At 71.7% G+C, this 24,876-nt stretch carries 26 protein-coding genes and 1 pseudogene; 16 read left to right on the top strand and 11 right to left on the bottom strand.

Annotation, left to right across the window (positions count from 1 at the left end; all coding sequences use genetic code 11):
• Positions 1-19 precede the first annotated feature (19 nt).
• Genes ACGF8A_RS13165 through ACGF8A_RS13150 form a run of 4 tightly spaced genes read left to right on the top strand, consistent with a single transcriptional unit; the run spans position 20 to position 4,369 of the window.
• Positions 20-1,783, top strand: a complete 1,764-nt coding sequence (locus ACGF8A_RS13165; protein ID WP_393107344.1) for an FAD-dependent oxidoreductase — start codon at positions 20-22, stop codon at positions 1,781-1,783.
• A 2-nt stretch (positions 1,784-1,785) separates the two neighbouring features.
• A complete protein-coding gene (locus ACGF8A_RS13160) occupies positions 1,786-2,544 on the top strand; it encodes a CoA transferase subunit A (protein WP_393107660.1) in 759 nt (252 codons plus the stop codon).
• Positions 2,541-3,182: a CoA transferase subunit B gene (locus ACGF8A_RS13155; RefSeq protein ID WP_393107342.1), complete on the top strand. Its 642-nt coding sequence runs from the start codon at positions 2,541-2,543 to the stop codon at positions 3,180-3,182. The genes ACGF8A_RS13160 and ACGF8A_RS13155 overlap by 4 nt, the downstream gene beginning before the upstream one ends.
• Positions 3,179-4,369, top strand: a complete 1,191-nt coding sequence (locus tag ACGF8A_RS13150) for a thiolase family protein (protein ID WP_393107340.1) — start codon at positions 3,179-3,181, stop codon at positions 4,367-4,369. The genes ACGF8A_RS13155 and ACGF8A_RS13150 overlap by 4 nt, the downstream gene beginning before the upstream one ends.
• Before the next feature lie 128 nt (positions 4,370-4,497).
• Here the strand turns inward: ACGF8A_RS13150 and ACGF8A_RS13145 are convergent, their stop codons facing one another.
• The 4 genes from ACGF8A_RS13145 to ACGF8A_RS13130 form a co-directional block, all read right to left on the bottom strand.
• A complete protein-coding gene (locus ACGF8A_RS13145; protein WP_393107338.1) occupies positions 4,498-5,367 on the bottom strand; it encodes a helix-turn-helix domain-containing protein in 870 nt (289 codons plus the stop codon).
• A gap of 151 nt (positions 5,368-5,518) precedes the next feature.
• On the bottom strand, positions 5,519-5,998 hold the full coding sequence (locus ACGF8A_RS13140; protein ID WP_393107336.1) for a DinB family protein: 480 nt from the start codon (positions 5,996-5,998) through the stop codon (positions 5,519-5,521).
• 177 nt (positions 5,999-6,175) lie between these two features.
• Positions 6,176-7,000: a class I SAM-dependent methyltransferase gene (locus tag ACGF8A_RS13135; protein WP_393107334.1), complete on the bottom strand. Its 825-nt coding sequence runs from the start codon at positions 6,998-7,000 to the stop codon at positions 6,176-6,178.
• A 149-nt stretch (positions 7,001-7,149) separates the two neighbouring features.
• Positions 7,150-7,284: a hypothetical protein gene (locus ACGF8A_RS13130; protein WP_393107332.1), complete on the bottom strand. Its 135-nt coding sequence runs from the start codon at positions 7,282-7,284 to the stop codon at positions 7,150-7,152.
• Here ACGF8A_RS13130 and ACGF8A_RS13125 point away from each other — a divergent pair.
• Positions 7,241-7,624 (top strand): annotated as a pseudogene (locus ACGF8A_RS13125) (alkaline phosphatase D family protein); the annotation flags it as partial. The gene ACGF8A_RS13130 and the pseudogene ACGF8A_RS13125 sit on opposite strands and share 44 nt — an antisense overlap.
• A gap of 240 nt (positions 7,625-7,864) precedes the next feature.
• On the top strand, positions 7,865-8,092 hold the full coding sequence (locus ACGF8A_RS13120) for a DUF5133 domain-containing protein (protein WP_393107658.1): 228 nt from the start codon (positions 7,865-7,867) through the stop codon (positions 8,090-8,092).
• 24 nt (positions 8,093-8,116) lie between these two features.
• Here ACGF8A_RS13120 and ACGF8A_RS13115 read toward each other — a convergent pair whose 3' ends face one another.
• Positions 8,117-8,281 carry a hypothetical protein gene (locus ACGF8A_RS13115; RefSeq protein WP_393107330.1) on the bottom strand — a complete coding sequence of 55 codons (165 nt, stop codon included), beginning with the start codon at positions 8,279-8,281 and terminating at the stop codon, positions 8,117-8,119.
• A gap of 255 nt (positions 8,282-8,536) precedes the next feature.
• Here ACGF8A_RS13115 and ACGF8A_RS13110 point away from each other — a divergent pair, with 255 nt between their 5' ends.
• From ACGF8A_RS13110 to ACGF8A_RS13100, 3 genes are read left to right on the top strand one after another with little or no spacing between them, the layout of a single operon-like run.
• Positions 8,537-9,586 carry an LLM class flavin-dependent oxidoreductase gene (locus ACGF8A_RS13110; protein WP_393107328.1) on the top strand — a complete coding sequence of 350 codons (1,050 nt, stop codon included), beginning with the start codon at positions 8,537-8,539 and terminating at the stop codon, positions 9,584-9,586.
• The gene (locus ACGF8A_RS13105; protein ID WP_393107326.1) at positions 9,579-10,610 is read left to right on the top strand and encodes an LLM class flavin-dependent oxidoreductase; all 1,032 of its coding nucleotides are present in this window, start codon (positions 9,579-9,581) and stop codon (positions 10,608-10,610) included. The genes ACGF8A_RS13110 and ACGF8A_RS13105 overlap by 8 nt, the downstream gene beginning before the upstream one ends.
• 4 nt (positions 10,611-10,614) lie before the next feature.
• A complete protein-coding gene (locus ACGF8A_RS13100; RefSeq protein WP_393107324.1) occupies positions 10,615-11,562 on the top strand; it encodes an NADPH-dependent F420 reductase in 948 nt (315 codons plus the stop codon).
• Positions 11,563-11,807: 245 nt separating this feature from the next.
• Here ACGF8A_RS13100 and ACGF8A_RS13095 read toward each other — a convergent pair whose 3' ends face one another.
• Together ACGF8A_RS13095 and ACGF8A_RS13090 are read right to left on the bottom strand one after the other, a co-directional pair.
• A complete protein-coding gene (locus tag ACGF8A_RS13095; RefSeq protein WP_393107322.1) occupies positions 11,808-12,260 on the bottom strand; it encodes a peptidoglycan-binding protein in 453 nt (150 codons plus the stop codon).
• A 139-nt stretch (positions 12,261-12,399) separates the two neighbouring features.
• Complete coding sequence (locus ACGF8A_RS13090; RefSeq protein WP_393107320.1) at positions 12,400-13,395, bottom strand: helix-turn-helix domain-containing protein; 996 nt, start codon at positions 13,393-13,395, stop codon at positions 12,400-12,402.
• A 417-nt stretch (positions 13,396-13,812) separates the two neighbouring features.
• Here ACGF8A_RS13090 and ACGF8A_RS13085 point away from each other — a divergent pair, with 417 nt between their 5' ends.
• Together ACGF8A_RS13085 and ACGF8A_RS13080 are read left to right on the top strand one after the other, a co-directional pair.
• Positions 13,813-14,166, top strand: coding sequence for a hypothetical protein (locus ACGF8A_RS13085; RefSeq protein WP_393107318.1), 354 nt, complete (start codon positions 13,813-13,815; stop codon positions 14,164-14,166).
• A 131-nt stretch (positions 14,167-14,297) separates the two neighbouring features.
• Entirely contained in the window at positions 14,298-15,362 is a 1,065-nt protein-coding gene (locus ACGF8A_RS13080) for a biotin/lipoate A/B protein ligase family protein (RefSeq protein ID WP_393107316.1), read from the top strand.
• Positions 15,363-15,539: 177 nt separating this feature from the next.
• Here the strand turns inward: ACGF8A_RS13080 and ACGF8A_RS13075 are convergent, their stop codons facing one another.
• Complete coding sequence (locus ACGF8A_RS13075) at positions 15,540-16,421, bottom strand: YegS/Rv2252/BmrU family lipid kinase (RefSeq protein WP_393107314.1); 882 nt, start codon at positions 16,419-16,421, stop codon at positions 15,540-15,542.
• A gap of 91 nt (positions 16,422-16,512) precedes the next feature.
• On the bottom strand, positions 16,513-18,111 hold the full coding sequence (locus tag ACGF8A_RS13070; RefSeq protein WP_393107312.1) for an FAD-binding oxidoreductase: 1,599 nt from the start codon (positions 18,109-18,111) through the stop codon (positions 16,513-16,515).
• Between the two features lie 68 nt (positions 18,112-18,179).
• Here ACGF8A_RS13070 and ACGF8A_RS13065 point away from each other — a divergent pair, with 68 nt between their 5' ends.
• The 5 genes from ACGF8A_RS13065 to ACGF8A_RS13045 all read left to right on the top strand — a co-directional run bounded on the left by ACGF8A_RS13065 (position 18,180) and on the right by ACGF8A_RS13045 (position 23,199).
• Entirely contained in the window at positions 18,180-18,797 is a 618-nt protein-coding gene (locus tag ACGF8A_RS13065) for a TetR/AcrR family transcriptional regulator (RefSeq protein WP_393107310.1), read from the top strand.
• On the top strand, positions 18,794-20,371 hold the full coding sequence (locus tag ACGF8A_RS13060; RefSeq protein ID WP_393107308.1) for a glycerol-3-phosphate dehydrogenase/oxidase: 1,578 nt from the start codon (positions 18,794-18,796) through the stop codon (positions 20,369-20,371). The genes ACGF8A_RS13065 and ACGF8A_RS13060 overlap by 4 nt, the downstream gene beginning before the upstream one ends.
• Positions 20,372-20,949: 578 nt before the next feature.
• Positions 20,950-21,102, top strand: coding sequence for a response regulator transcription factor (locus ACGF8A_RS13055; protein WP_393107306.1), 153 nt, complete (start codon positions 20,950-20,952; stop codon positions 21,100-21,102).
• A 247-nt stretch (positions 21,103-21,349) separates the two neighbouring features.
• On the top strand, positions 21,350-21,763 hold the full coding sequence (locus ACGF8A_RS13050; protein WP_393107304.1) for a cupin domain-containing protein: 414 nt from the start codon (positions 21,350-21,352) through the stop codon (positions 21,761-21,763).
• A gap of 611 nt (positions 21,764-22,374) precedes the next feature.
• On the top strand, positions 22,375-23,199 hold the full coding sequence (locus tag ACGF8A_RS13045) for a hypothetical protein (RefSeq protein ID WP_393107302.1): 825 nt from the start codon (positions 22,375-22,377) through the stop codon (positions 23,197-23,199).
• 66 nt (positions 23,200-23,265) lie between these two features.
• Here the strand turns inward: ACGF8A_RS13045 and ACGF8A_RS13040 are convergent, their stop codons facing one another.
• Together ACGF8A_RS13040 and ACGF8A_RS13035 are read right to left on the bottom strand one after the other, a co-directional pair.
• Entirely contained in the window at positions 23,266-24,153 is an 888-nt protein-coding gene (locus ACGF8A_RS13040) for an NAD(P)-dependent oxidoreductase (RefSeq protein WP_393107300.1), read from the bottom strand.
• Positions 24,154-24,272: 119 nt separating this feature from the next.
• The gene (locus ACGF8A_RS13035; RefSeq protein WP_393107297.1) at positions 24,273-24,764 is read right to left on the bottom strand and encodes a flavin reductase family protein; all 492 of its coding nucleotides are present in this window, start codon (positions 24,762-24,764) and stop codon (positions 24,273-24,275) included.
• Positions 24,765-24,876 lie beyond the last annotated feature (112 nt).

Raw genomic sequence — 24,876 nt, 5'->3', positions numbered from 1 at the left:
ACCGAGGAGAAGGCCCCTCATGACCCGCACGGACAGCTACGACACCGACGTCCTCGTCGTCGGCAGCGGCCCCGCCGGGGGCTCCGCCGCCCTGCTGCTGGCCACCTACGGCATCCGCACCCTCCTCGTCACCAAGTACGGCTGGCTCGCCAACACCCCCCGGGCGCACATCACCAATCAGCGCACGATGGAGGTCTTGCGCGACCTCGGAGTCGAAGCCGAGGCGATGGCGCAGGGCAGCCCGTCCCACCTCATGGGAGACACGGTGCTGTGCACCGCGCTCATGGGCGAGGAGATCGGCCGGATCCGCAGCTGGGGCACCGGGCCCGGCTCCCTGACCGAGTACACGTCGACCAGCCCCTGCCAGATGATCGACCTGCCGCAGACGTACCTGGAGCCGATCCTCACCACCAACGCGGCGGCCCGCGGCGCCAAGGTCCGCTTCGACACCGAGTTCCTCAGCCTCACACAGGACGAGGACGGCGTCACGGCCGTGCTGCGCGACCGCGTCCGCGGCGACGAGTTCACCGTGCGGGCCCGCTACCTGGTCGGCGCCGACGGCGGACGCAGCACCGTCGCCGAGCAGATCGGCCTGCCCATGGACGGGCGCATGGGCAAGGCCGGCAGCATGAACATCGTCTTCAAGGCCGACCTCGCCCAGCACTGCGCCCACCGTCCCAGCGTCCTGTACTGGGTGCTGCGGCCCGGCGCGGCGACCGGGGGCATCGGCATGGGCCTTGTCCGCATGGTGCGGCCGTGGAACGAGTGGCTGCTGGTGTGGGGCTACGACATCGAGCAGCCGCCGCCCTCGGTCGACGAGGAGGAGGCGCGCCGGATCGTACGGGATCTCATCGGCGACCCGGACCTGCCGGTGGAGATCACGTCCACCTCCCTGTGGACCGTCAACCACACCTACGCGTCGGCCTATTCGTCCGGGCGCGTGTTCTGCATGGGCGACGCCGTGCACCGCCACCCGCCGTCCAACGGGCTCGGCTCCAACACCTCGGTCCAGGACGCGTACAACCTCGCCTGGAAACTCGCCATGGTGATCCGCGGTGAGGCCGGACCGGCGCTGCTCGACAGCTACTCGGCCGAACGCGCCCCCGTGGGACGGCAGATCGTCGAACGCGCGAACCTCAGCCGGGACCAGTTCGGACCGATCTTCGAGACGCTCGGCGTCGGTGCCGACAGCGACGAGCGGACCATCGCCGAGGGGATCGCGGCGCTGCGCGCCGGTACCGCCGAGGGCGCCAAGCGACGCCGGCAGCTGGAGGACGCGATCCAGCTCAAGAACTACGAGTTCAACGCCCACGGCGTCGAGATGAACCAGCGCTACGTCTCCGGCGCGGTGCTCGTCGACGACGCTCCCGCCGAGCACTGGGAGGACGATCCGGAGCTGGTGGCCCGCCCGACGACCCGGCCGGGTGCCAAGCTGCCCCACGCGTGGCTCGTGGACCGCGAGGGTGAGCGGGTCTCCACGCTCGACGTGGTCGGCAAGGGCGTGTTCACCGTGCTGACCGGGCTCTCGGGCGGGGTGTGGGACGCGGCGGCGGCCGCCTGCCGCGACGAACTCGGCATATCGCTGCGCTGTGTGCGCATCGGCGACGACGACTCCCGTGACGCCTACGGCGAGTGGAGCAGGGTGAGCGGGACCGCCGAGGACGGCGTGCTGCTGGTGCGCCCGGACGGCTACGTGGCCTGGCGCCGCGCCTCCGCCCCCGAGACCGCGCTCGACGCACGCGACGAGCTGCTCGGCGCACTGCGCCGGGTCCTGGGGCGGTGACCATGGACAAGCGGGTGGCCACGGCCGCGGAGGCCCTGGCGGACGTCACGGACGGTCGGTCCTTCGCCGTCGGCGGGTTCGGACTGAGCGGGGTGCCGGAAGTCCTCATCGGCGCGCTGTACGAGTCCGGCGCGCACGACCTCACCGTCGTGTCGAACAACTGCGGCGTCGACGGACGAGGGCTCGGCGTGCTGCTGGCGGCGGGCCGCATCAGCCGTGTCACCGGCTCCTACATCGGGGACAACAAGGAGTTCGCCCGCCAGTACCTCGCAGGTGAGCTGGAGGTCGAGCTGATTCCCCAGGGCACGCTCGCCGAGCGGCTGCGGGCCGGCGGCAGCGGCATCCCCGCGTTCTTCACCCCGGCCGGTGTCGGCACCCCCGTGGCGGACGGAGGCCTGCCGTGGCGGTACGCCGCCGACGGCTCCGTCGCCGTGGCCTCGCCGCCCAAGGAGATCCGCGTGTTCCACGGCGTGGAGTACGCCCTGGAGCACGCGGTCACCACGGACTACGCCCTCGTCCGGGCCGCCCGCGGCGACCGGCACGGCAACCTCGTCTTCCACCGCGCGGCGCGCAACTTCAACCCGCTCGCCGCCATGGCCGGCCGCATCACCGTGGCCGAGGTGGAGGAACTGGTCGAGCCGGGCGACCTCGACCCCGACGAGGTGCACCTGCCGGGCGTGTTCGTCCAGCGGGTCGTGGCACTGACCCCGGAGCAGGCGGCCGACAAGGGCATCGAGAAGAGGACGGTACGCGAGCGATGAGCTGGAGCAGACAGCAGATGGCGGCACGCGCCGCCCGCGAACTGCGCGACGGCGACTACGTCAACCTCGGCATCGGGCTGCCCACGCTGGTGGCGGACTTCCTGCCGGCGGGCGTGGACGTCGTGCTGCACTCCGAGAACGGCCTGCTCGGCGTCGGCCCGTACCCGGCGCCGGACGAGGTCGACGCCGACCTCATCAACGCGGGCAAGGAGACGGTGACGGTACGGCCGGGGGCGTCGTTCTTCGACTCCGCGCTGTCCTTCGGCATGATCCGCGGCGGCCACATCGACACCGCCGTCCTCGGTGCGCTGCAGGTCTCGGCACGCGGCGACCTGGCCAACTGGGCCGTCCCCGGAAAGATGATCAAGGGTATGGGCGGCGCCATGGATCTCGTGCACGGCGTGGGACGGGTCGTCGTCCTGATGGAGCACACCGCCAAGGACGGCAGCTCCAAGATCGTCGAGGAGTGCACCCTTCCGCTGACGGGCCGGTCCTGCGTCGACCGGATCATCACCGACCTCTGCGTGCTGGACATCACTCCCGAGGGCCTCGCCCTCGTCGAGACGGCACCGGGCGTGACGACGGAGCAGGTGCTCGCCCACACGCCCGTATCTCTCATCGCCAGGAGCCCCCGATGATCGAACAACCGCGTGACGTGTACATCGTGGACGCCGTGCGCACACCCTTCGGCCGTTACGGCGGCGCGCTGTCCGGCGTACGTCCGGACGACCTGGCCGCCGGCGTGCTGCGCGCCCTCGTGCAGCGCAGTCCCGGCCTGGACCCTGCCCGCATCGACGACGTGCTGTTCGGCAACGCCAACGGAGCCGGGGAGGACAACCGGAACGTGGCACGCATGGCCGTCCTGCTCGCCGGACTGCCCGTGAACGTGCCCGGCGCCACCGTCAACCGGCTCTGCGGTTCGGGCATGGAGGCCGTCGTCCAGGCGGCCCGCGCCATCGCCCTCGGCGACGCCTCCGTCGCCGTCGCCGGCGGCGTGGAGTCCATGAGCCGAGCCCCCTGGGTGCTGCCGAAGCCGGACCGGGCCTTCCCCGCCAAGGACCAGCAGCTCCACTCCACCACCCTGGGCTGGCGCATGGTCAACCCGAGGATGCCCCAGGAGTGGACGATCCCCCTCGGCGAGAGCGCGGAACTGGTGGGCGCCAAGTACGGCGTGACGCGGCAGGAGCAGGACGCCTTCGCCCTGTCCAGCCACCGCAACGCCGCCGCGGCCTGGCGGGACGGCCTGTACAGCGGTGAGGTCGTAGCCGTCGACGGCGTGGACCTGCCGCGCGACGAGAACATCCGCGACGCCACTTCCCTCGAAGCCCTGGCGAAGCTGAAGCCGGCGTTCCTGCCCGACGGCACCATCACGGCCGGCAACGCCTCACCGCTGAACGACGGGGCTTCCGCCCTGCTCCTCGCCGACGAGGCGGGGCTCGCCGCGATCGGCCGCGAACCGCTGGCACGGGTGCGGGCGGCGGCGGTCACGGGCATCGAGCCGCAGTACTTCGGACTCGGCCCGGTGGACGCCATCCGCAAGGTCCTGACCAAGGCCCGGGTCGACGCGGCCGACCTGCACACGATCGAGCTCAACGAGGCCTACGCCGCCCAGGTGCTGGCCTGTCTGGCGGCGCTCCCGGAGCTCGACCGGTCCCGTGTCAATCCGCGCGGCGGCGCCATCGCCATCGGGCACCCGCTGGGCGCCTCCGGCGCGCGCGTCACGGGCGCCGTCGCCCACCAGCTGGCCGCGGCGGGCACGGGCACGGGTCTGGCCGCGCTCTGCATCGGAGTGGGCCAGGCGCTGGCTCTGGTGCTGGAACGCTGAGCGGGCAGGAGCGGGCAGGAGCGGGCAGGAGCGGGTGGGGGAGGGCGGGAACGCCGAGCGGAGAGAAGCCGGGAAGGCGGACGACGACGGTGTCGGAACGCCGGCCCGGCAGGGCAGCCTCCGCTCCCTCACCCCTCGCGGCGCACGACGGCCGGGGTGGTGCCCAGACGGGCGCGCATCACCCTGGTCAGGTGCTCCTGATGGGAGAACCCGCACTCCACGGCCACCTGCCCGATCGGTGCGGCCCCGGTCCGCAGCAGCCGGCAGGCGTGTTCCAGACGCAGGCCCAGCAGGTACTGGTGCGGTGACCGGCCCGTGCTGGCGCGGAACTGGCGCGTGAACTGACTGACACTGAGCGAGGCGGCAGCGGCCAGGTCCGCGACCGGCAGGGGCTCTGCCAGACGATCCCCCATGAGGTCCCGCACGGCGGCGAGCTGCCGGTCGGACAGCCCGCAGCGGACAGGCGCGGGCCCGCCGGGGCGCGCCGCGTGCCGCCGGGCGAGCTGCGCGGCGAGCATGCCGGTCAGGTGGTCCACGTACGTGCGGGCAGACGGCTCCCAGCGGCGCACCGCGACGTCCAGCGCGATCATGAGCTGTTCGGCGAGCGGATCGGTGGTACCCAGTTCCTCGGACAGTTCGACGGGCCGCCCCTCGTTGGCCTCGCGCAGCGCCTGGTCCGAGAGACAGGCGTGCACGGTGTCCAGAGGGCCGCCCAGCTCCACGCTGAGTTCGCGGCCCACCGGCTGCAGGAACAGGCCGCCGGCCGGGACGTTCCTCGACCGCGCCGCGGCACCCACACCACGGCGCACGGTGACCGGTCCGCTGAGATGCAGGATGAGCAGGTGGGTGGGGGCGGGATCGAACGTCGCCCGGTAGGACTGCTCCAGCTGGGCGGAGAGGTAGAGGTGCTCCCACCCGAGCCCGGCGCTGGTGTACCTGGGCCGCACGCCGGGCAGGCGCAGCATTCCCACCGTGTCGGTCAGTCCGAGCTCTGCCACGGTGCGACCTCCTCGGGCACCATCACGCTAGTTGAATGCTCAATCATAACGCTCGCGGGCGAAGACGGGGAGCGTCGCCGTCGATGCGGGGAGGTACGTCACCATGTCATCGCCCGGTAACGCGGCCCGGGGCGCCCTTCGCGCCGCGAACTCAGGCACCCACGCTCCCGTCGACACCCTCCCGCAGGAAGTCGGCGTGCCCGTTGTGGCGGCCGTACTCCAGGAGCACGTGCACCATCACCCTCCGCAGCGACACCTCCTCGCCCCACCGGGGCTGATACCCGGCAAGGTCCAGGGACGCGGCGGCCCGCTCGATGCGACGCGAGTGTTCCACCTCCGCCTCCCATGCCGCGAACGCCTCCTCCCTTGTCGACGTGCCGGCGTCGTACGCCGCCTGGAAGTCGACCTTGTCGGACCACACCATGGGCGCGTCGTTGTCCTCGAACACCCGGCGGAACCAGGCACGTTCGACCTCCGCCAGGTGCCGTACCAGACCGAGCAGCGAGAGCGTGGACGGCGGCATCGACTGCTGCCGTAGCTCCTCGTCGGTAAGCCCTTCGCACTTCATGGCAAGGGTCGCGCGGTGGTAGTCGAGGAAGGCCCGCAGCATGTCGCGTTCACTGGCAAACATGGGCGGGCCGATGCGACTGTCGATGGCCACTGTGCTACTACCCCTCGTCCGAGCCGACGCCGAAAACCAACTATCCAGCCCCGACGGCTGATCCCGGACGCGGGCCGACCCACCGTCGGGAAGTGATCCCGGGGAAGACCCGCGTCGGCGGCGAGTGCGTGAACCACCACAAAGAGCTCAAGCGGGGTTCCCGGGCTTCCATCCCCAGACGGTGAGCATGCCGGCCGACAGTGACGCGCAGGCGTCGGAGTCCAGGTACCGCACCGCCGCGTCGACTGCCGCGTCGTCGGCGAGGCCGGTGGCGAGCATCGCCGCTCTGCTCCGCTCCCATGTGTCCACCCAGAAGCGGCTGATGGGACTGCCGGGCAGCAGCGGCGGCACATGGATCTCGGCGGCGACGTGTGCGAGCCCCGTCCCCCGCAGCAGTTGCGGGTACGACGGCACCCAGGTGACGTCGGTGCCGATGGTGGCTCGCAGGCCCTGCCACATCGCCCGCATCACCGTGGTGTACGGCGTGCCGGGTGTCCGGTCGCTCGTCAGGTCGACCGCGTCGCTGAGCACCAGCACGCCGCCGGGCGCGACGAGTTCGGCCAGTGCCGTGATCAGGCGGTCCCTTTCGGGCAGGTGCATCAGCACGAAGCGCGCGTGGACGAGCCGGAAGCGCCCGGGGGTGAAGCCCGGGGCCGTGATGTCGGCCTCCAGCACGTCGAGCCCGGGTACGGTCCGCCCGGTGAGGAAGCGTACGTCGCGGTCCACGGCGAGCACGCTCGTCACCCCGGCTTCGGCCAGCAGCCGCCGGGAGACCGTGCCGGTGCCGGCGCCTGCGTCCAGGCAGCGCCATCCCGGGCCTGCCCCGAGCGCACGCAGTCGTGCCAGGGTGATGTCGTCGTAGGCGAGGGCGCCGAAGTCGATGCGTTCGCCTTCGCCCGCCTGTTCGGGACGGAAGACGGCCTCGCCGTAGCGGCCCCCGTCCGAGGCGTCGTGGCGCGGAGCGTCGGTCACGTCGCCGCCGCCGTCACGCCGCGGGCGTCGTCGAGCCCGGCGCGCCGGGCCAGCGGCTCATCGGGACGTTCCATGGGCTGCCTCTTCCCGTGATGGGGCGGCGCCGCGTCGCGGTCCGGATGCCGTGACTCCTTGCAAGCCTATCCGCGCTACCGCCGCGACGCGGCCTCGGACAGGACTTCGGCGGCCGCGGTGAGGATCAGGTCCAGGGCCGCCGGGTAGGAACTGCGCCGCAACGTCGACCGGGCACCGGACTCCTGGCACGTCTGGGCCAACTCGATCATGCTCAGCCAGCTGCGCGGCCGTCCCGGCGGTTCGTACATGTTCACCGACCAGTGGGACGGCTTCCTCGCCGAGCGCAAGGAGGTCCTCGGGCATGTGCAGCGCGCCGGCATGGAGGACCTCGTCGTCCTCACCGGGGACTGGCACCCGGCCCTCGTCGACGACATCCGGCCCGACTTCGACGACGTCTCGTCGCCGGTGATCGGTACGGAGTTCACCGCGCACTCGGTGACCTCGGGCGCCTACTCGGCCGACTGGAACGCAAACAACCGCCCCGTCATGGGCGCGGCCAACCCGCACCTGAAGTACTTCGAGGGCAACCGCTACGGCTGCGACGTCTACGGCGGACACGCAGCCGCTGGAAGGCCTTCCGCGGTACTCGGCCGACGCCAGGGCGGCCGGTGGCCGGACCTTGTCCGGCCCGAGGGGTGGCCGGCCGCGGTCGGTGCCCGGTACGGCCGATTCCTGGTCGCTCGTCGTGAAATCCAGCTCGTCGCGAAATTCGGGAGTGGCGGCTTGTGCCCGGGGGCACACGGGGCGGTGAATCGCTCATGCGGGCAGCTGCTACAAGGGAGGCTCCCCATGCTCATGGCACATCCGGCCGTGTTGAAGAACCTGATCGAGCAGTACGAGACGCTGCGCGATCTGCGTGCCGAGGACGGCAGCGACGCAGTGCGCCGGCGTATGGACGACATCGCCTACACCCTGTGCGTGTCGACCGGCACCCGTGACGTGGACGCGGCGCTCGTCGCCGCACGCCACCAGTTGCCCGGGACCGAGACCGGGGACGACTCCCTCCTGGCCCCCTGACTGCCGCGTCGGCGCGCCCCGGCGTCAAGGTGCCTGGGCCGGGCCCATGCCGGGGACCGGCCGCGGCGGCGCGGCCCGAGCCGACCGGTCCCGGTCAGGACGGACCTTCGTCACCTTCTCCGCGACGCCCTCGTCGATCCGGGTCGGCGCCCGCAGCTCCGCCGGCGTGACGTGGTCGAGGAGCGGCACGCGGACTGCTTCGACGTGACGGGGCAGCGGCCTCGATCATCGCGCGCCCGGCGTCCGTGATCAGCACGAAGGCGCGCCGTGCCCTTCCTTGTGCCACCTTTCCCGGATGACGTGCCACTCTTCCCGGACGACGTGCCACTCTGCCGGACGACCATCCCCCGTCCGGCCCCTCCTCCGGCCCTGCCCTTTGGTTGACATATCAAATACTTTAGCTAAGTATTTGACACGTCAAGCAAATAATCTCAGGAGGGGTCCATGACGGCCACAGGGTTCCAGTTGGGGCTGAACTCGTTCGGAGAGGTCGCCACCGACGGCGACCGGCCGCTGAGCGATGCCGAGACCGTGCGCCTGTTGATCGAGGAGGCCAAGCTCGCCGAAGAGGTGGGTCTTGACGTGTTCAGTGTCGGCGAGCACTACCGAGCGGGCCACAACGACAGCGCCACCCCCGTCCTGCTCGCCGCGATCGCCACCGCGACGGAACGCATCCGGCTCGGCACCTCGGTGACCGTACTGAGCACCAACGACCCCGTACGGCTCTACCACGACTTCTCCACGCTGGACGCCGCCTCGAACGGCCGCGCCCAGCTCGTCCTGGGGCGGGCGTCGGCCACCGAGTCGTTCCCGCTGTTCGGCTACGACCTCGCCGACTACGAGGAACTGTTCGAGGAGAAGCTCGACCTGTTCATGCGCCTCCAGCGAGAGGAGACGGTGACCTGGTCGGGCCGCTTCCGGCCGCCGCTCATCGAGCAGCGACTGCGTCCCCGGATGCCGTCGGGCGGAATCCCCACCTGGATCGGCGTGGGCGGAAGCCCCCAATCCGTCGTCCGCGCGGCCCGTTACGGCCTGCCGCTCATGCTGGCCGTCATCGGTGGACGCCCTCAGCGCTTCGCCGGCCACGTCGAGCTCTACCACCGGACGCTCGAACAGTTCGGGCACTCGCTCCAACCCGTCGCCCAGCACTCGCTCGGGCTCATCGCCGACAGCGACGAGGAGGCGAGGCAGACCTGGTGGCGGTACTGGCAACCGGTCGTCGCCGCACTCGAGCAGGAGCGTGGGTTCTACAAGCCGACCCGGGAGCGCTACCTGGCGGAAGTCGGCAACGGCGCCCTCTTCGTCGGTTCCCCCGAGACCGTCGCACGCAAGATCGCCACGATGGTTCGCGAACTGCGCCTCAGCCGTTTCGATCTCAAGTACGACGTCATGCACCTCCCGCGCGAAGCGCGCGCCCGCACGATCGAGCTGCTGGGCCGCGAAGTCGCCCCGCGCGTGAGGGAACTGCTCGCGAAGGAGCCCGCCCGTGTCTGATCTCACCTTCGGTCTGGACACGTTCGGGGATGTGCCGCTGGACGACTCGGGCACTCCCGTTTCCGATGCGCGAGCCATCCGGCAGGTCCTCGACGAGGCCGTTCTCGCGGAGCAGACAGGCGTGGACGTCCTCGCGCTCGGTGAACATCACCGCCCCGAGTTCGCGATCTCCTCCCCGGAGACCGTGCTGGCCGGCATCGCCACACGTACCAGCCGCATCCGGCTCTCGTCCGGCGTGACCGTGCTGAGCTCGGACGATCCGGTCCGTGTGTTCCAGCGGTTCTCGACCGTGGACGCGCTCTCCCACGGCCGGGCCGAGGTCATCCTCGGGCGCGGTTCCTTCACCGAGTCGTTCCCGCTCTTCGGGTACGACCTGGCCGACTACGACGTGCTGTTCGAGGAGAAGATCGAGCTCTTCGCCAGGCTGCTGGAGGAGAAGCCCGTCACCTGGAGCGGCAGCAAGCGTGCTCCGCTGGACAACGCCGACGTCTTCCCCAAGACCGAGTCAGGGCGCCTGAACACCTGGGTGGGTGTCGGCGGTTCACCCCAGTCGGTCATCCGCACCGCGCGCTACGGCTTCCCTCTCATGATCGCCATCATCGGCGGCAGCCCGGAGCGCTTCGCGCCCTACATCGACCTCTACCGGCGAGCCACGGAGAAGTACGGCACGACCGCGCACCCGGTGGGAATGCACTCACCCGGTTTCATCGCCGACACGGATGAGCAGGCCCGGGAGCTGCACTGGCCGCACTACAAGGTCATCCGTGACCGTATCGGCGCGCTGCGAGGCTGGCCGCCGCTCCGCAAGGAGGAGTACGAGGCCGAGATCGAACACGGCTCGCTCTACATCGGTTCGCCCGAGACCGTCGCCCGCAAGACGGCCCGCGCCGTCAAGGCGCTCGGCGTGGGCCGTTTCGACCTGATCTACACCACGGGGGCACAGGCGATCAGCGGCCGGCTGCGCTCGGTCGAGCTGTACGGCACGCGGGTGCTCCCCATGGTCCGCGACATCCTCGCAGGCTGACGCCATGAACGGAGCAGAAGAGGACAAGACCCGTACCGTGCCTGCGATCGGCATCCTGGGCGCGGGAAAGGTCGGCACCGTGCTGGCGCGCCTCGCCCTGGCAGCCGGCCATCGCGTGCTCATCGCCGGCTCGGGGGACCCCGCCAAGATCGCTCTCACTGTCGAAGTCCTCACCCCCGGAGCCGTCCCGGTCTCCGCGGCGGCTGCCGCGGAGGCGGACGTCGTCGTACTGGCGCTTCCGCTCGGCAAGTTCCGCACGATTCCGGCCGCGGCGCTGCGGGGCAAGCTCGTCGTCGACGCCATGAACTACTGGTGGGAGGTCGACGGCGTCCGGGACGACCTCACCGATCCACTCACCTCGTCCAGCGAGATCGTGCAGGCGCATCTGCCCGGTGCGCGGGTGGTCAAGGCGTTCAACCACATGGGCTACCACGACCTCGAGGACGGCGCCCGGCCCGAGAAGACGCCAGGACGCAAGGCGATCGCGATCGCCGGTGATGCCCCCGCCGACGTCGCCACCGTCGCGCGCCTCGTCACCGCGTTCGGCTTCGACCCGGTCATGGCGGGTTCCCTCGCGGAAGGAGTGCGGCTCGAACCGGGCACCGAGCCTTTCGGCGCCAACGTCGGCGCCGGCGAGCTGCGCGCGATGCTCACCCGCTTCCCGGAGTCGGAGCGTGGACGCGCCGTGATCGGCGCGAGGGAGGCCGACGCGGCGTCGAGGGATCGAGCAGCTCGACACCATGGATTGCCGGCGCCTGCCACCGCCCTCGTGGCCTCGCGAGCCGGAGGGGAGCCGAGCATCGGCCTCGCATCGCACCACCCGTCCGGTCAGGCGCATCTCGTACACCGGGACGAGCCGCTCTTCCGGCACACCGGTACACCCGCTCCATGCGCCGACCGTGTGCCAGCCGGTGACGAACGCACCGGGGTTGAGCTCGGGCGGAACCGTTGAAGTCCGCGACGCGCGTCCCCAGCACCCGATCGATCGCGGTGCGGCGGACGTCGCGCCAGGCAGGCATGGGAGCGGCGCTCGCAGTCCGTTCCCGTCGTCCACCGGGCCCAGCGAGCACCATCAGGCGCTCGCTGGGCCCGCCCCGTACCCGGCTCACCGCTCGCTGATCGTTCCGTCGCTGTGAGGGTCACGGGACTGAAGAGCGCCACGCGGTGCAGGTCGCCCGCGTGTGCGGCGACGGGTGGTCAGCACCAGCCTCCGCCGAGGTGGGAGAACGCCTTCCAGGCGGCCTTGGTCTTGGTCCCGGCGACACCGTCGATGCCGCCCGTGTCGTACCCGATGTAGGTGAGGAAGCGCTGGAGGCCCCGGATGGTGTTGGGGCCGACGACGCCGTCCACCGTTCCCGCGTTGAATCCGCGGTCGTTGAGGAAACGCTGCCATGCCTTCCAGCTGTTGGTGCCGAGCTGGCCGTCGATCGCGCCGGGGCTGAACCCGGCGTCGCGCACGTAGCACTGGGCGCTCTTGGCTTCGGTGGTGGTGAGTCCGAGGTTGTTGTAGGCCTGGATGGCGACGGTCCGGGTGGTGACCTGCTGGGCGGGCGCGGCGCTTGCCGCGGGCGCCAAGGCGACGCCCGAGGCGAAGATCCCGGCCGCGGTCGCGGCGGCGACGACGGCGGCTTTCCAGCGTGCGTGTGTCATGTTGTCCCCCTGTGCTGTGGCGCCATCCGCCGGACGCGGATGGTCGGGTCAGGACATGCGCCATGCGCGGCGCATCTGTTGTCGGCCCGATCCTTCTCGGGAGTTGTCGGCATGGGGAAGAGCAGCGCGTGCCACACGCTTAGCGGTGCGCGCCACCGTCTTGGCGCAGGATTCCGTGGCGGTACTCGCTGGGCGTGGAGCCGTAGTGGGCGCGGAAGGCACGGGTGAAGTCCGCGGGGCGGGGAAAGCCCCAGCGGGCGGCGATCGCGTGGACAGGTCGCGTGGACAGGCGTGGGTCGGCCAGGTCGCGTTGCGCGCGGGCGAGGCGCTGCCGGCGGATGTATGCGGCGACCGTGGTGCCGTGGGTGTGATGGTGGAACAGGCGGTGCAGGGTCCGCAGCGAGATGTGGTGAGCGGCGGCGACGGTGGCGGGTGAGAGGTCCGTGTCTCCCAGATGCCGGCCGATGAAGTCCTGGATCTCCAGGAACTGCAGGTGCTGGCGGGTTTCGACGGGCGTCTGGTCCAGGGAATCGACGAGGTGGGCCAGCCATGCGGTGATCAGGCCGACGAGGACGCCGCCGAGCCTGTGACGGTCGGCGGCCCGGCAGGGCACGGTGTCGGTCGCCACGTGGGTGAGGAAGCCGGCGAGCAGACCGCCGACACCTTCGCTTCCTGACATCCGGATAGCCAGTAGTCGGTCCACGCGGTTCGACGGCACCGGGACGATCGCCCGGGGGATCTGCACCACCACGGAGGCCGCCGTCTCCCGCCCGGACTCGACGACCGCTGTGTACGGGCGGGAGGTCGAGTACACCACGAGATCGCCCGCTCCGAGGGATGTCTCACGCCGGTCCTGGGCGATGACCTGCCGCCCGCGAAGGATGAGCCCCACCGCGTACATCTCGGGATCGGACTGGCGGATCAGCTGCGTCGTCCTTCGTGACGTCATGGACGCGTAGGTCAGGGCGGTCACCTGTGCCCCACCCAGGTCCGCGGTCTTCAACGAGGCCTGGAATTCGGCCACGTGGTCGATGCTGAACTCATTGGGTATCAGAGCGCTCGCCGTGATGTCGCGCCACGCCTCCACCCGGTCCGGCACCGGCAAGCACTGACTGTCGAACACGTTCTCCAGCATTGACGACGTCCCCCTCTGTCCGGCCTGTTGTGCGGTCGCTTGCACTCTGACTGACGCGAACCTGCCAGAACAGTCGGGCGTCGGACACAGCTTCGATCCGTTCGCCGGTGGTCGAGGTGGCGCGGTCGTCTCGCGCGACCGGGTCGTCGGTGGTTCTGACGGCGGTGGACGAGGCCGGCGATGCGGCCGCGACCAGGTGGCGGGCGGGGCACGACCGGGACGTGATCGCGCGTGTGCCTGCGGCGGTGACGAACGTGGCGATCGATTGCGCTAACGCGTACCAAAGGGCGCGGTCGTGGAGCGAGGTGACCGGCCCCCCGCTGGATCCCGAGGACGAACGAGGCGACGCCGAGACCGGGATCATGCTCCCCGGCGCCCCGCTCTCCGTGCGTGCGCACGGTCAGACGACGGCTGGTCATGAGCGCCGGCGTGCTCCATCCGGACCGGTACGGGCCGATCCTGAGCGACAGCTTCACCGCGTGGACGGATCTGCTCGCGTCGGTCTTCCGCGACTTCGGCATGGACCGGGCCCGGGCCGCGACCCAGGCCACGCTCCTGACCGACGCGGTGTTCGGCCTTCCGGTCGCCCCGTTGGTGGACGACCACGGGATCGGGCCGACGCGGCCTTCGCGGCACTCCTCGACAGCCTGGAACCCGGATGGCACCCCGCGACGGCAGAACCCGTCCCGGCGCGACCGACCGCCGGCCCGCCGCCGACAGCGCGGTGACGAGGGCCCGGCACAGCAATCGGCCCGCCCGGCCGCGGCGTGACCAGGGGGATGCGGCTGCGCAGCGCCCGGCCGGCGGAGGTGACGCGGTGCCAGGGCTGCCGTCACCGCGCACGGGGGAACATCCGCGGTCGCGGCGCGGTTGTTCCGGCAGCACAGGAGGAAGGCGGAGCCGTGCACGGTGAGTACAAGGTTCCCGGCGGCAAGCTCGTCGTGGTGGACGTCGACGTGGAACACGGCGTGCTGCGGCACGTACGGGTCGCGGGCGACTTCTTCCTCGAACCGGACGAGGCGCTCGACGCCGTCAACCACGCCCTGGGCGGCGCCCCGGCCGACATCGACGCGGCCGGACTGGCGGCGCGGATCGACGCGGCGCTCCCCGAGGGGACCGTCATGTACGGGCTGACCTCGGAGGGCATCGGCATCGCGGTGCGGCGTGCCCTCGCGCACGCCACCGACTGGACCGACTACGACTGGCAGCTGATCCGCGAGGGCCCGCTGGCTCCGGCGCTGCACATGGCCCTGGACGAGGTCCTCACGGCCGAGGTCGCCGCCGGAATCCGGCCGCCGACACTCAGGGTGTGGGAGTGGGGCGCCCCCGCGGTCGTCATCGGCAGCTTCCAGTCCCTGCGCAACGAGGTCGACCCCGCGGGCGCGGACCGGCACGGCATCGAGGTGGTGCGCCGCATCTCCGGCGGCGGGGCCATGTTCGTCGAGCCCGGCAACACGATCACCTACTCGCTGTCGGTGCCGGAGGCGCTGGTGCAGGGCCTGTCCTTCCAGGACAGCTACGCCTACCTCGACGACTGGGTGCTCGGTGCCCTCGGCGACATGGGGATCAGCGCCTGGTACCAGCCGCTGAACGACATCGCCACCGACCAGGGCAAGATCACCGGCGCCGCGCAGAAGCGCGTCGTGGGTCCCGACGGCGGACCCGGTGCCGTGCTGCACCACGTGACCATGGCCTACGACATCGACGCGGACAAGATGCTCGACGTGCTGCGCATCGGGCGGGAGAAACTGTCCGGCAAGGGCACCGGCAGTGCGAAGAAGCGGGTGGACCCGCTGCGCCGGCAGACCGGTCTGGCGCGGGAGGCCGTGATCGAGCGGATGATCGACTCGTTCCGGCTCCGGTACGGACTCACCGACGGCAAAGTGACCGATGAGGAACTGGACCGGGCACGGGAGCCGGCGCGGACGAAGTTCACCTCGCCGGAGTGGACCGCCCGGGTGCCCTGACGAGGGCAGGTGACCCCGACGCCGGCCGGGGCCGGGAAACGCCCGGAAGCGAGAACCACGCCGCTGTCCCGGCCCCGACGGCCGCATGCCGGATGCGTGTTGCCTCCGCGACTGAACCGGCGGCCCCCCGACCCACCCCACGGCCGCCTGCCCCGACCACCGCGGTCCGAGGCGCCCTCAGTGCAGCACACGCAGCGCTTTGGGCAGGACCCTGGCCGTGACGGGAAGGACCGCCTCGACCTCGCCGTCCGCGCCGTAGGGGACGGGCCGGTCGGCTTCGATGCGTATCTCCTTGCCTCGGAGGACCTGCACCTGGGGCCTGTGGATGTGGGCGCCGGTGTCGAGTTCCTTCATCAGGGCGAAGAACAGCCGACGGGGCGCGTCGCGGATCAGCACGACGTCCAGCAGGCCGTCGTCGAGCCGGGCACCGGGGGCGATGTGGCGGGCGAAGCCGTAGTAGCCGGAGTTGGCGGCCACCGCGGTGTAGCCGGTGTACGTGTGTTCCTCGCCGTCGACGGTGACCCGGTAGGCGGCCGGGCGCCACGTGCTGATGGCGCGCAGGGCTCCGGCGTAGTAGGAGGCGGTGCCCCGCAGCAGCCGGGAGCGATTGGCGTGGCGGTTGGCGAGCGCGTCGACCCCGGCGTAGACGCTGCCGAGAACGACGGTGCGGTCGTGGACGGCCGAGCTGACCTCGATGGTGTCGACGGCCTGCGGCACGCCGTCGAGCAGGATCCTGGCCAGGGCGTCGGGGTCGCCCGGCAGACCCAGGGCCCGGGCGAAATCGTTGCCCCGGCCGGCCGGGATGACGCCGAACACGGCGCCGGTCCCGCTCAGCGCACCCCCGATGCCTCCGGTGATGCCGTCGCCGCCGACGGCCAGCACCACCCGGCCCTGCTCTCCGGCCCGCCGGGCGAGTTCGCAGGCGTGGGCGAGGCTGCGGCTGTACTCGGTCTCCAGTCCGGCGCCGGCCTCCCGCAGCACCCGGGCCACCCTCAGCAGCGCCGCAGCGCCCGTGGCTCCGCCGGCGGTGGGGTTGACGACGGCGGTGAACTGTCGCATCGATGTGCCTCCGGGGCTGACGGTGGTACCGGGCTGGTGTCGGGGGTTGCCCGATGAGGGTGCGGGCAGGGGGCGAAGGGGCGCGGCCGGGTCAGTCCGCCGGCAGCAGGACCCCCGGGTTCAGCAGGCCGTGCGGGTCGAGTCGCCGCTTGACGGCCCGCAGCGCCGCGACGCCCAGGTCGCCGGCCTCCCGTACGTACCACTCGCGGTGGTCGGTGCCCACTCCGTGGTGGTGCGTGATGGTGCCGCCCGCGTCGAGGATCGCGTCGTTCGCGGCGTGCTTGGCCCGCGTCCAGTGCGCCACCGGGTCCTCGCCCTGCGCGGAGACGACGGTGAAGTACAGCGAGGCGCCGTTCTCGTAGACGTGCGAGATGTGGCACATGACCAGCGCAGGAGTGCCGGCCTCGGTGAGGGTGCGGGTCAGCGCGTCGCGGACGGCGGCGTACAGACCCGGCAGCCGTGACCAGTAGGCGGCGGTTTCGAGCGTCTCGGCGAACGCGCCCGCTTCGAGGAGGGAGTCACGCAGGTACGGCGCCGAGTAGCGGCCGTGCGCCCAGCGCTCCCCGGGTTCCGGGCCCGCGAAGGTACCGCCGCACTCCGCGAGGACGGCTGCGGCGCCCTCCCGGCGCTGTGCGGTGTCGTCCTCGGTGCCCTCGAATCCGACGACGGCCAGGCACCCGGCGTTGTGCGCTTCCACGGACGAGCCGATGGCGTCCGGCTGGGCGAGGCCGATCAGCGTCTCGGTCTCGTCGGACAGGCGCAGCACCGTGGGGCGCGGCCCGTCCTGGGCCAGCCGGCGCAGGGCGGCGGCACCGGCGTCGAAGGAGGCGAAGCGCCAGCCCTCGTAGTGGCGTGTCCGCGGGGTGGGCCGGATGCGGACGGTCACGGCGGTGATGACGCCGAAGGCGCCCTCCGAGCCCAGCAGCAGCTGACGCAGGTCGGGGCCGGCGGCCGAGCGCGGTACCCGGCCGGTGTCCAGGGTGCCCTCGGGGGTGGCGAGGGTCAGGCCCAGCACCATCTCGTCGAAGCGGCCGTAGCCCGCGGAGGCCTGTCCACTGGAGCGGGTCGCGGCGAAGCCGCCGATGGTGGCCCACTCGTAGGACTGGGGGAAGTGGCCGAGGGTGAAGCCGTGTTCGGCCAGCAGTGCCTCGGCCTCGGGGGCGCGCAGGCCCGGTTCGAGCGTGGCGGTGCGGGAGACCGGATCGAGGTCGAGCAGCCGGTTCATCTGCCGCAGGTCCAGGGCGACGAACGGTGTCCGGCGGCCGGGGGCCAGCCCGCCGACCACCGAGGTGCCGCCGCCGAAGGGGACGAGGGACAGGCCGTGCTTCGCGCAGGCGCGGAGCACGGCGAGCACCTCGTCGTGGCTCTGCGCGAGGACGACGGCGGCCGGCGCGTCGGTGGTGTCGCCGGCGCGGATGCGCAGCAGATCCGGGGTGGACTTGCCGCGCGTGTGCCGCACACGGGTCTCGGTGTCGGTGCGGACCCGGTCCGTCCGGTCGCCGACCGCGGCCAGCAGTGCCCGCCGTGCCGCGTCGTCCAGCGCGGGCGCGGCGATCTCGACGTCCTCCAGCGATGCCGGGGCGGCGGGCCGCGGTGTGACGCCGAGCCAGTCGCGCAGCAGCCCGGTCACCGTCTCGGGCAGCGGCGTCGCCCTGGCCGGGTCGCCCCAGCCGTTCCACAGCATGTCCATGCCTTGTCGTCCTCACACGGGTTCGAGGGTTTGCCGCCGGAGCGGGTCCGGGCGTTACACTGTTACACATGACGCCTAATCGTCACAACAGATCGGCTCCGCAGAACTCGTCCGACAGCGACGCGGTGCTCGACGCCGTGCGGGACTGTGTCCTCGGGGTCGGCGTCCGCCGCACGACCATGACCGACGTGGCCCGCCGCGCGGGCGTCTCCCGGATGACGCTCTACCGGCGCTGGCCCGACGTGCGCTCCCTCGTCGGCGATCTGATGACCCGGGAATGGATCGCCGTGGCGATGGGTGCCATGCCGGAGAGCCGGCCCGCGGCGGGCACGCGCGCACCGCTGGTCGACGGCCTGGTGGCGGGGGTGAAGGCGTTCCGGGCCCATCCGCTCTTCCAGAAGATCGTCGACGTCGATCCCGAACTCCTCCTGCCCTACATGCTGGACCGGCGCGGCGCGAGCCAGGAGGCACTCCTCGAACTGCTCGCCGACGCGCTGCGCAAGGGGCACGCCGACGGTTCGGTGCGCCAGGCCCCCGCCGAACGCCAGGCCCGGACCGTCCTGCTGATCCTGCAGTCCTTCGCCCTGTCACTGCGCACCATGACCGACGAGGACGACGCCGATCTGACCACCGCGGCGTTCCTGGCCGAACTGCGCACCGTTCTGGAGAGGACCCTCACCCCATGAGCCCGACCAGCAGCCCCGCCGCCGGAACCTCCCTGTCCGCCGCCCGGCGCGTCCGCGATCTGGCCGAGGCAACCGACGGCCGAGTCGTGGACGTGCTCGTCGTCGGCCTCGGCGCGACCGGTGCCGGAGCGGCCCTCGACGCCGCCGCCCGCGGCCTGGACGTCGTCGCCGTCGACGCCCACGACCTGGCATTCGGCACCTCGCGCTGGAGCTCCAAGCTCATCCACGGCGGGCTGCGCTACCTGGCGTCCGGGCAACTCGACGTGGCCCACGAGAGCGCGGTCGAACGCGGCGTGCTGATGGAGCGTACGGCGCCCCACCTGGTACGCGCCCAGCCGTTCGTGCTGCCCTTGACCACCCTCGTCTCCCGAGGGCAGGCCGGTCTTGCCTGGGCCGGGCTCCGGGCAGGCGACGGCCTGCGCCTGACCGCCCGCACGGCCCGCGCCACGCTGCCCGCCCCGCGCCGGCTGACCGCGGTGGAGACCCGGCACATGGCCCCGGCCCTGCGCACCGACGGGCTGCGCGGCGGGCTGCTGTCCTGGGACGGCAAGCTCACCGACGACGCCCGCCTCGTGACCGCGCTGGCCCGCACCGCCGCCGCGCGCGGCGCCCGCGTCCTGACCCGCGTCCGGGCCGTGGAACTGACCGCGTCCGGCGCCCGGATCCGCGACGAACTCACCGGCGAGGAGGGCGAGATACGCGCCCGCGCCGTGATCAACGCCTCCGGCGTGTGGGCGGGCGATCTCGTGGACGGCATCCGCATCCGCCCCTCGCGAGGCACCCACCTCGTCCTGCGCTCCGAGCACCTGGGCCCGCTCCCCGCAGGCCTGCACGTCCCGATCCCCGGTGAGACGAACCGCTTCGTCCTCGTACTGCCCCAGGACGACGGCCGGGTCTACGTCGGCCTCACCGACGAACCCCTGGACGGCCCCGTCCCCGACGTCCCGGAGGTACCCGAGACCGACATCGGCTTCCTGCTCGACGTGCTCGGCTCGGTGCTGGACGCCCCCGTCGGGCGGGACGACGTCGTCGGCGCCTTCGCCGGGCTGCGTCCCCTGCTGGACACCTCGGCGACACCCGGCACAGCCGCACGCACGGCGGACATCTCCCGCCGGCACGCCGTACTGACCTCACCGGACGGCGTGGTCAGCGTCGTGGGCGGCAAGCTCACCACCTACCGCCGGATGGCCGAGCACGCGGTGAACGCCGCGCTCGCCGCCCGCGGTCTGTCCGCCGGCCCGTGCCCGACCCCAACACTGCCGCTCGTGGGCGCCGCCGCGCCGCGCACGCTCGCCGACCTGCGGGCGCCACGCCGCCTCGTCCAGCGGTACGGCACCGAGGCACCGGCGGTGCATGCCCTGGCCCTGGGGGATCGGCGGCTGGGCGAGCCGGTCCTGCCGGGCCACCCCGTGACCGGCGCCGAACTGCTGTGGGGACTGCGGCACGAGGGCGCCCTGGACGAGGCCGATCTGCTCGACCGGCGTACGCGCATCGGACTGGTCCCGGCAGACCGGGCCGAAGCACTGGATGCCGTGCGGGGGCTCGTCGGGGAGGCGTTGGCACTGGGCAACTGATGCCATGCGGGCGTGCCTCGCACCAGCCGGGCGGGAACCCGCGAAGGCCATGGGCCGGCCTCGGTGACGCCGAGTGCCGCCGAAACCCGCGGGCGCAGGCACGGGAGGAAGGCTGTGATCGCAGGCGGCCCCCTCCCCGGCCCGGGGAGGGGGCCGCGCTCACGGCCGCGGGTGACTCCGGACGCGGGGGTACCGGCAAGGGACTCGTCGGCATGCGGGAGCGCGTCGTCGTGTGCGGCGGCAGCCTGACGCTCGACGTCGCCGCCGGATTCACCGTACGGGTGTCGCTCCCGCTCGCGGTGGGGGCCGCGGCGTGATCCGGGTCGTGGTCGCCGACGACGAGATGCTGATCCGGCACGGGCTCGCCGCCATACTCTCCTCAGAGCCGGACATCGAGGTGGTGGCGGAGGCCGCCGACGGGGTCGAGGCACTCGGCGAGGTGCGGCGTACCGATCCCGACGTCGTGCTCTCTGCTGGAGGAGTTCCTCAGTGGCCCGCCACCGGGAGCGGCCGTTCAGCCCGCCCTGGACGACCCGACCCAGCGGGAGCTGGACGTTCTGCGTCTGGTCGGGCGGGACATGTCCAACACCGAGATCGCGACGGTGCTCTGCCTGGCCGAGAGCACCGTCAAGACCCATGTGGGCAACCTGCTCGCCGAGCGGGGGCTTCGGGACCGGGCACAACTCGTCGTCCTCGCCTACGAGTCGGGACTGCTCCGCCCGGGACGCTGACGCATCGACCCGGTTGTCCGGTTCGGATCCAAGCTGCACCTTCTAACCGGCTTACACGCGGCGCCTGTTGGACGGCGGCCGGTGAGGCCGGCCTCCTTGTGCCCCGGCGGTCGGCGCCGGAAGTCCGCCATGGAATGGGTGACTTGGGGATCGCAGCGGCGCCACCGGGCCGGTTCGCCGCATCGATCTGTCACACAGCACGAGGCTGTCTTGTCCTCGCTGGGACAGTCCCTGTTCTGGAGGACGCATGAGCGCTGAACACGCACACCTGCCCCCTGGCGTCGAGGTGATCACGACCCTGCCGGAGGCGGCGGCCCGGATCCCGGCCGGCGCCGAGGCCAGGACCATCCGGGTCACCCTGCCGCCCGGCGATCCCGGCGCGCCGCCGCACCGGCACCCCGGTCCGCTCTTCGGCTACGTGACCCAGGGCGAGATCCTCTTCGAGCTCGAGGGGCAGCCGCCGCGGGTACTCAAGGCCGGTGACGCCCTGTTCGAGCCAGGGGGCGACGTGATCCACTACCAGGGCGCCAACAACCTTCCGGACACGCAGTCACAGCTGGTGGTGACGATGTTCGCGCCGCCGGGAAGCCCGGTCCTGACCGTGGTCGGCGCCGAGGAGCTGGCCCAGCGACGGCACCTGCGGGCCGACCAGCCCTCATGACGGCCTGCACGGGAGCCGCCGCCTTCCCGAGCTGATCGGACGCCATACCGACGGGCCGCGCATGGGGCGTCCGGGCGAAAGGCCGTATCCGCACAGCCAGCAGCGCGTTGGGCAGCACAGCCGTCCAGGCGGGACGGGTGCTCCTCCCGCCGGGGCGGCACCCGGGGCCGCCGCCCGGGGGTGGTCCGCACATGGCGGTGTGGCCGGGCCGGCGCGCCCCCGTCGTCGCCGCGGTCGCGGGAGTGCGCGTATCACCTCGCGGGGAAATGGACAACACGAGGCGCAGGCGTCGCCGGGCTCGCGGTTGTCCAGGCGCACGGCAGGGCCGGGCACCCGGGTGAGGGCCGGCCGAGGTCGTCCCCCGGTGCACGAACGAGCAGAGCGCAGTTGCCCTCCACGGCCACCCGGGCTGCCCCGCCACGTGCACGGCCGCCGTTGATGCGACGCTTGCCGGCTCTCTAGGCTCGTGGGGGCCGCGTTTGCGTGAGTTGCCGGGCCGCCGTGCGAGAGGTACGCCACCGATCAAGGGGAGTGTCTGCTGTGCGTGTGCGCCAGGGGCAACAGGAGGCCGAGACCGCCGGACACCTGACCCGGCGGCCCCGGCTCGGGCGATGGCCCTTCAGCGCAGTGCGGGCAACGCGGCGGTGAGCCGCATGATCGCGCAGAGCAGAGGGGCGGAGCCGAAGGTCCCCTTTGCCGCGCCGAGTACGCGTTCGAAGCGGACCCAGCAGGAGTCCGGCATCGAGCGGGGCGAAAGCCCGCCGCAGCAACAGCAACGCGTCGAGAAGGATCAGCAGGCGACCAGGGCCACGCGCAGCGGGAAGGCCGGGACGTCGGTGAAGGGCAAGGAGAAGGCGGAGGAGCCGGAGGAGATCGGCAACCCGACCCTCCGCTTCACTTCCCGCTACGACGGTCCCACGGAGCAGTCGCTCGGCGGCAGCCAGGCGATCGGCTTCGAACAGGTGGCGACGTTGCGACGAGCGGACGGGATGACGACGCGGGCGGAGGACGCGTACGACTTCTGGCAGGAAGTCACCGACGAGAACCGTCAGATCACGCCGGAGGCGGTGAACTACCGTCCCAAGAAGTCCAAACGCCCGTGGGTCGTGGACGGCCCCTTCCGCCCGCCGTACAACGCGGACGACGGAACCGTCGTCAACGCGGCTGATCATATTTCCTTCAACGACAGCCCCGGATTCTCGGGCGGCATGAGGATGACCAACGGCTACTGGCTCTCCTCCTACGAAATCAGGTTCCGCTGGAAGGTCCGCCGCAAGCTGGGCGGCCGGTTCACCAAGAACGAACCGTTCTGGACCAGTGGCGAAATGGTCCACCGGGTGGAGTCGGTGTTCGACCCCGACAACCCCGAGGCGTCGGCGCCGATCACCGCCACCGCGGCGGGCACCCGCACCTGGAACGTCGAGCTGTCCAACTGAGCGGCCCGGCTCCCTCCTTGGTCACCTCCGGCCGTCCACCGTGCCGGCCCCGTCCGTCCGCCCCCGTCAGACGGAGTCCTGACCCGCCTCCCGCTGCAACCGCACGAGCAGAGCCATGAAGTCCAGCTCGCCCAGACCTGTGGACATACAGCGCTCCAGCAGATGGAGCACGAGGCTGGTGACCGGCAGCGGCACCTTGCCGGCTTCCGCCGCGTCGAGGGCCATGTCCAGATCCTTGTGCATCAGCCGCGCGCTGAACGTCGACGTGTAGTCGTCCTTCAGCAGGGGACCGATCTTGTACTTCACCAAGGGCGACGCGACCGCCGAGGCGCCGACGATCTCCAGAAGCCTGTCCCGCCGTACGTCGTGTGCCTCCGCCAGGGCCACGCACTCCGCGAGCAGTTCGGCCGTCCCGGCGACCATGAGGTTGAGCGCCAGCTTGATGACCCGCGCGGTCTCCGCCTCGCCGGCATGGAACACATGGGGGCCGATGTCGCGCAGCAGACTCTCGACGGATGCGAAGACGGCCTCCTCGCCCGAGGCGATGACCGTGAGGTTCCCCGCACGCACGACACCCGGATTCCCACTGACCGGAGCGCGTAGGTAGCGGATCCCGCCGGCCTCCGCCGCGGCGGCCACGTCACGGGAGACCTCGACCGAGACCGTGCTCATGTCGATCAGCGTCCGTCCCCTGCCGGACGCGGCGTGGACGAGCCCTCCGCCGGGAGTGAGGGCCAGCTCGGCCAGGGCGGGAGAGTCCGCGACCATCGTGACGCAGACCTCCGACCTCTCCCATGCCTCGGAGGGCGTGTCCAGCTCGAACGCGCCCAGGGCCACCAGATCGTCCGCCCTGCCCTTCGACCGGTTCCAGACACTGACGTCATGGCCTGCGCCGATGAGTCGTTCGGCTATGGCGGATCCCATCTGACCGAGACCCAGCACGGATACGTCCACGTTCATCTCCTGGGGACACGTTGCGCGACGTGCGCAAAGGGTTGTTGATGTCATGCGGGGCGGCCTGCGTCACGCGCCGACGCGCCGGGCCGGCCGGGCGCCTCGACCGGGCGGCCCTTCTACAGTGAGGCGGAGAGCTGCCAGTCGTAGGCGAGTCGGGCATGCGAGTCGAGATCGCAGAGGCTGCCGAACTTCCCGCCGAAGTACACGAGCGGGTCGGAGCCGACGGAGTAGCCACAACTGACCACCTCACCGATGAAGATGGTGTGGTCGCCCCCGGCGAGCTCCTGCTCCACGGTGCACGAGAAGTGCGCCACGGCGCCTTCGATGACGGGAAGGTCGAGTTCTGTCCGCAGCCCGACACCAGCGAACTTGTCCTCGCACCGGCTCGCGAACCGAAGCGCCGTCCGGTCCTGCCCCTGTGCGAGGACACTGACCGCGAAGACTCCGGAGCCGGAGATCGCTTCCCGCGTCGCGAGGGTGTTGCCCACGCACACCAGCAGCATCAGCGGGTCCAGCGAAAGAGACGCAACAGCGCTGGCGGTCATTCCCGCCGGGCCGTTGGGCGTCCTGGTGGTGATGATCGTGACACCGGTCGTGAACCGCGACATCGCCTGACGGTAGGTGGCACGCATTTCCTGCGCGGTCGATGCACCCATCATGCCCTCCGTTGCCTGTAACGAAATGGCTTGAGCGTTTGCTGAACTCAGGTGGACCGAGTGT

Source organism: Streptomyces sp. NPDC047706 (genome assembly GCF_043204795.1).
In the GTDB taxonomy this organism is placed as follows: domain Bacteria; phylum Actinomycetota; class Actinomycetes; order Streptomycetales; family Streptomycetaceae; genus Streptomyces.
Note: the sequence above shows the minus strand (reverse complement) of the source record. Positions and strands in the feature narration are given on the sequence as shown.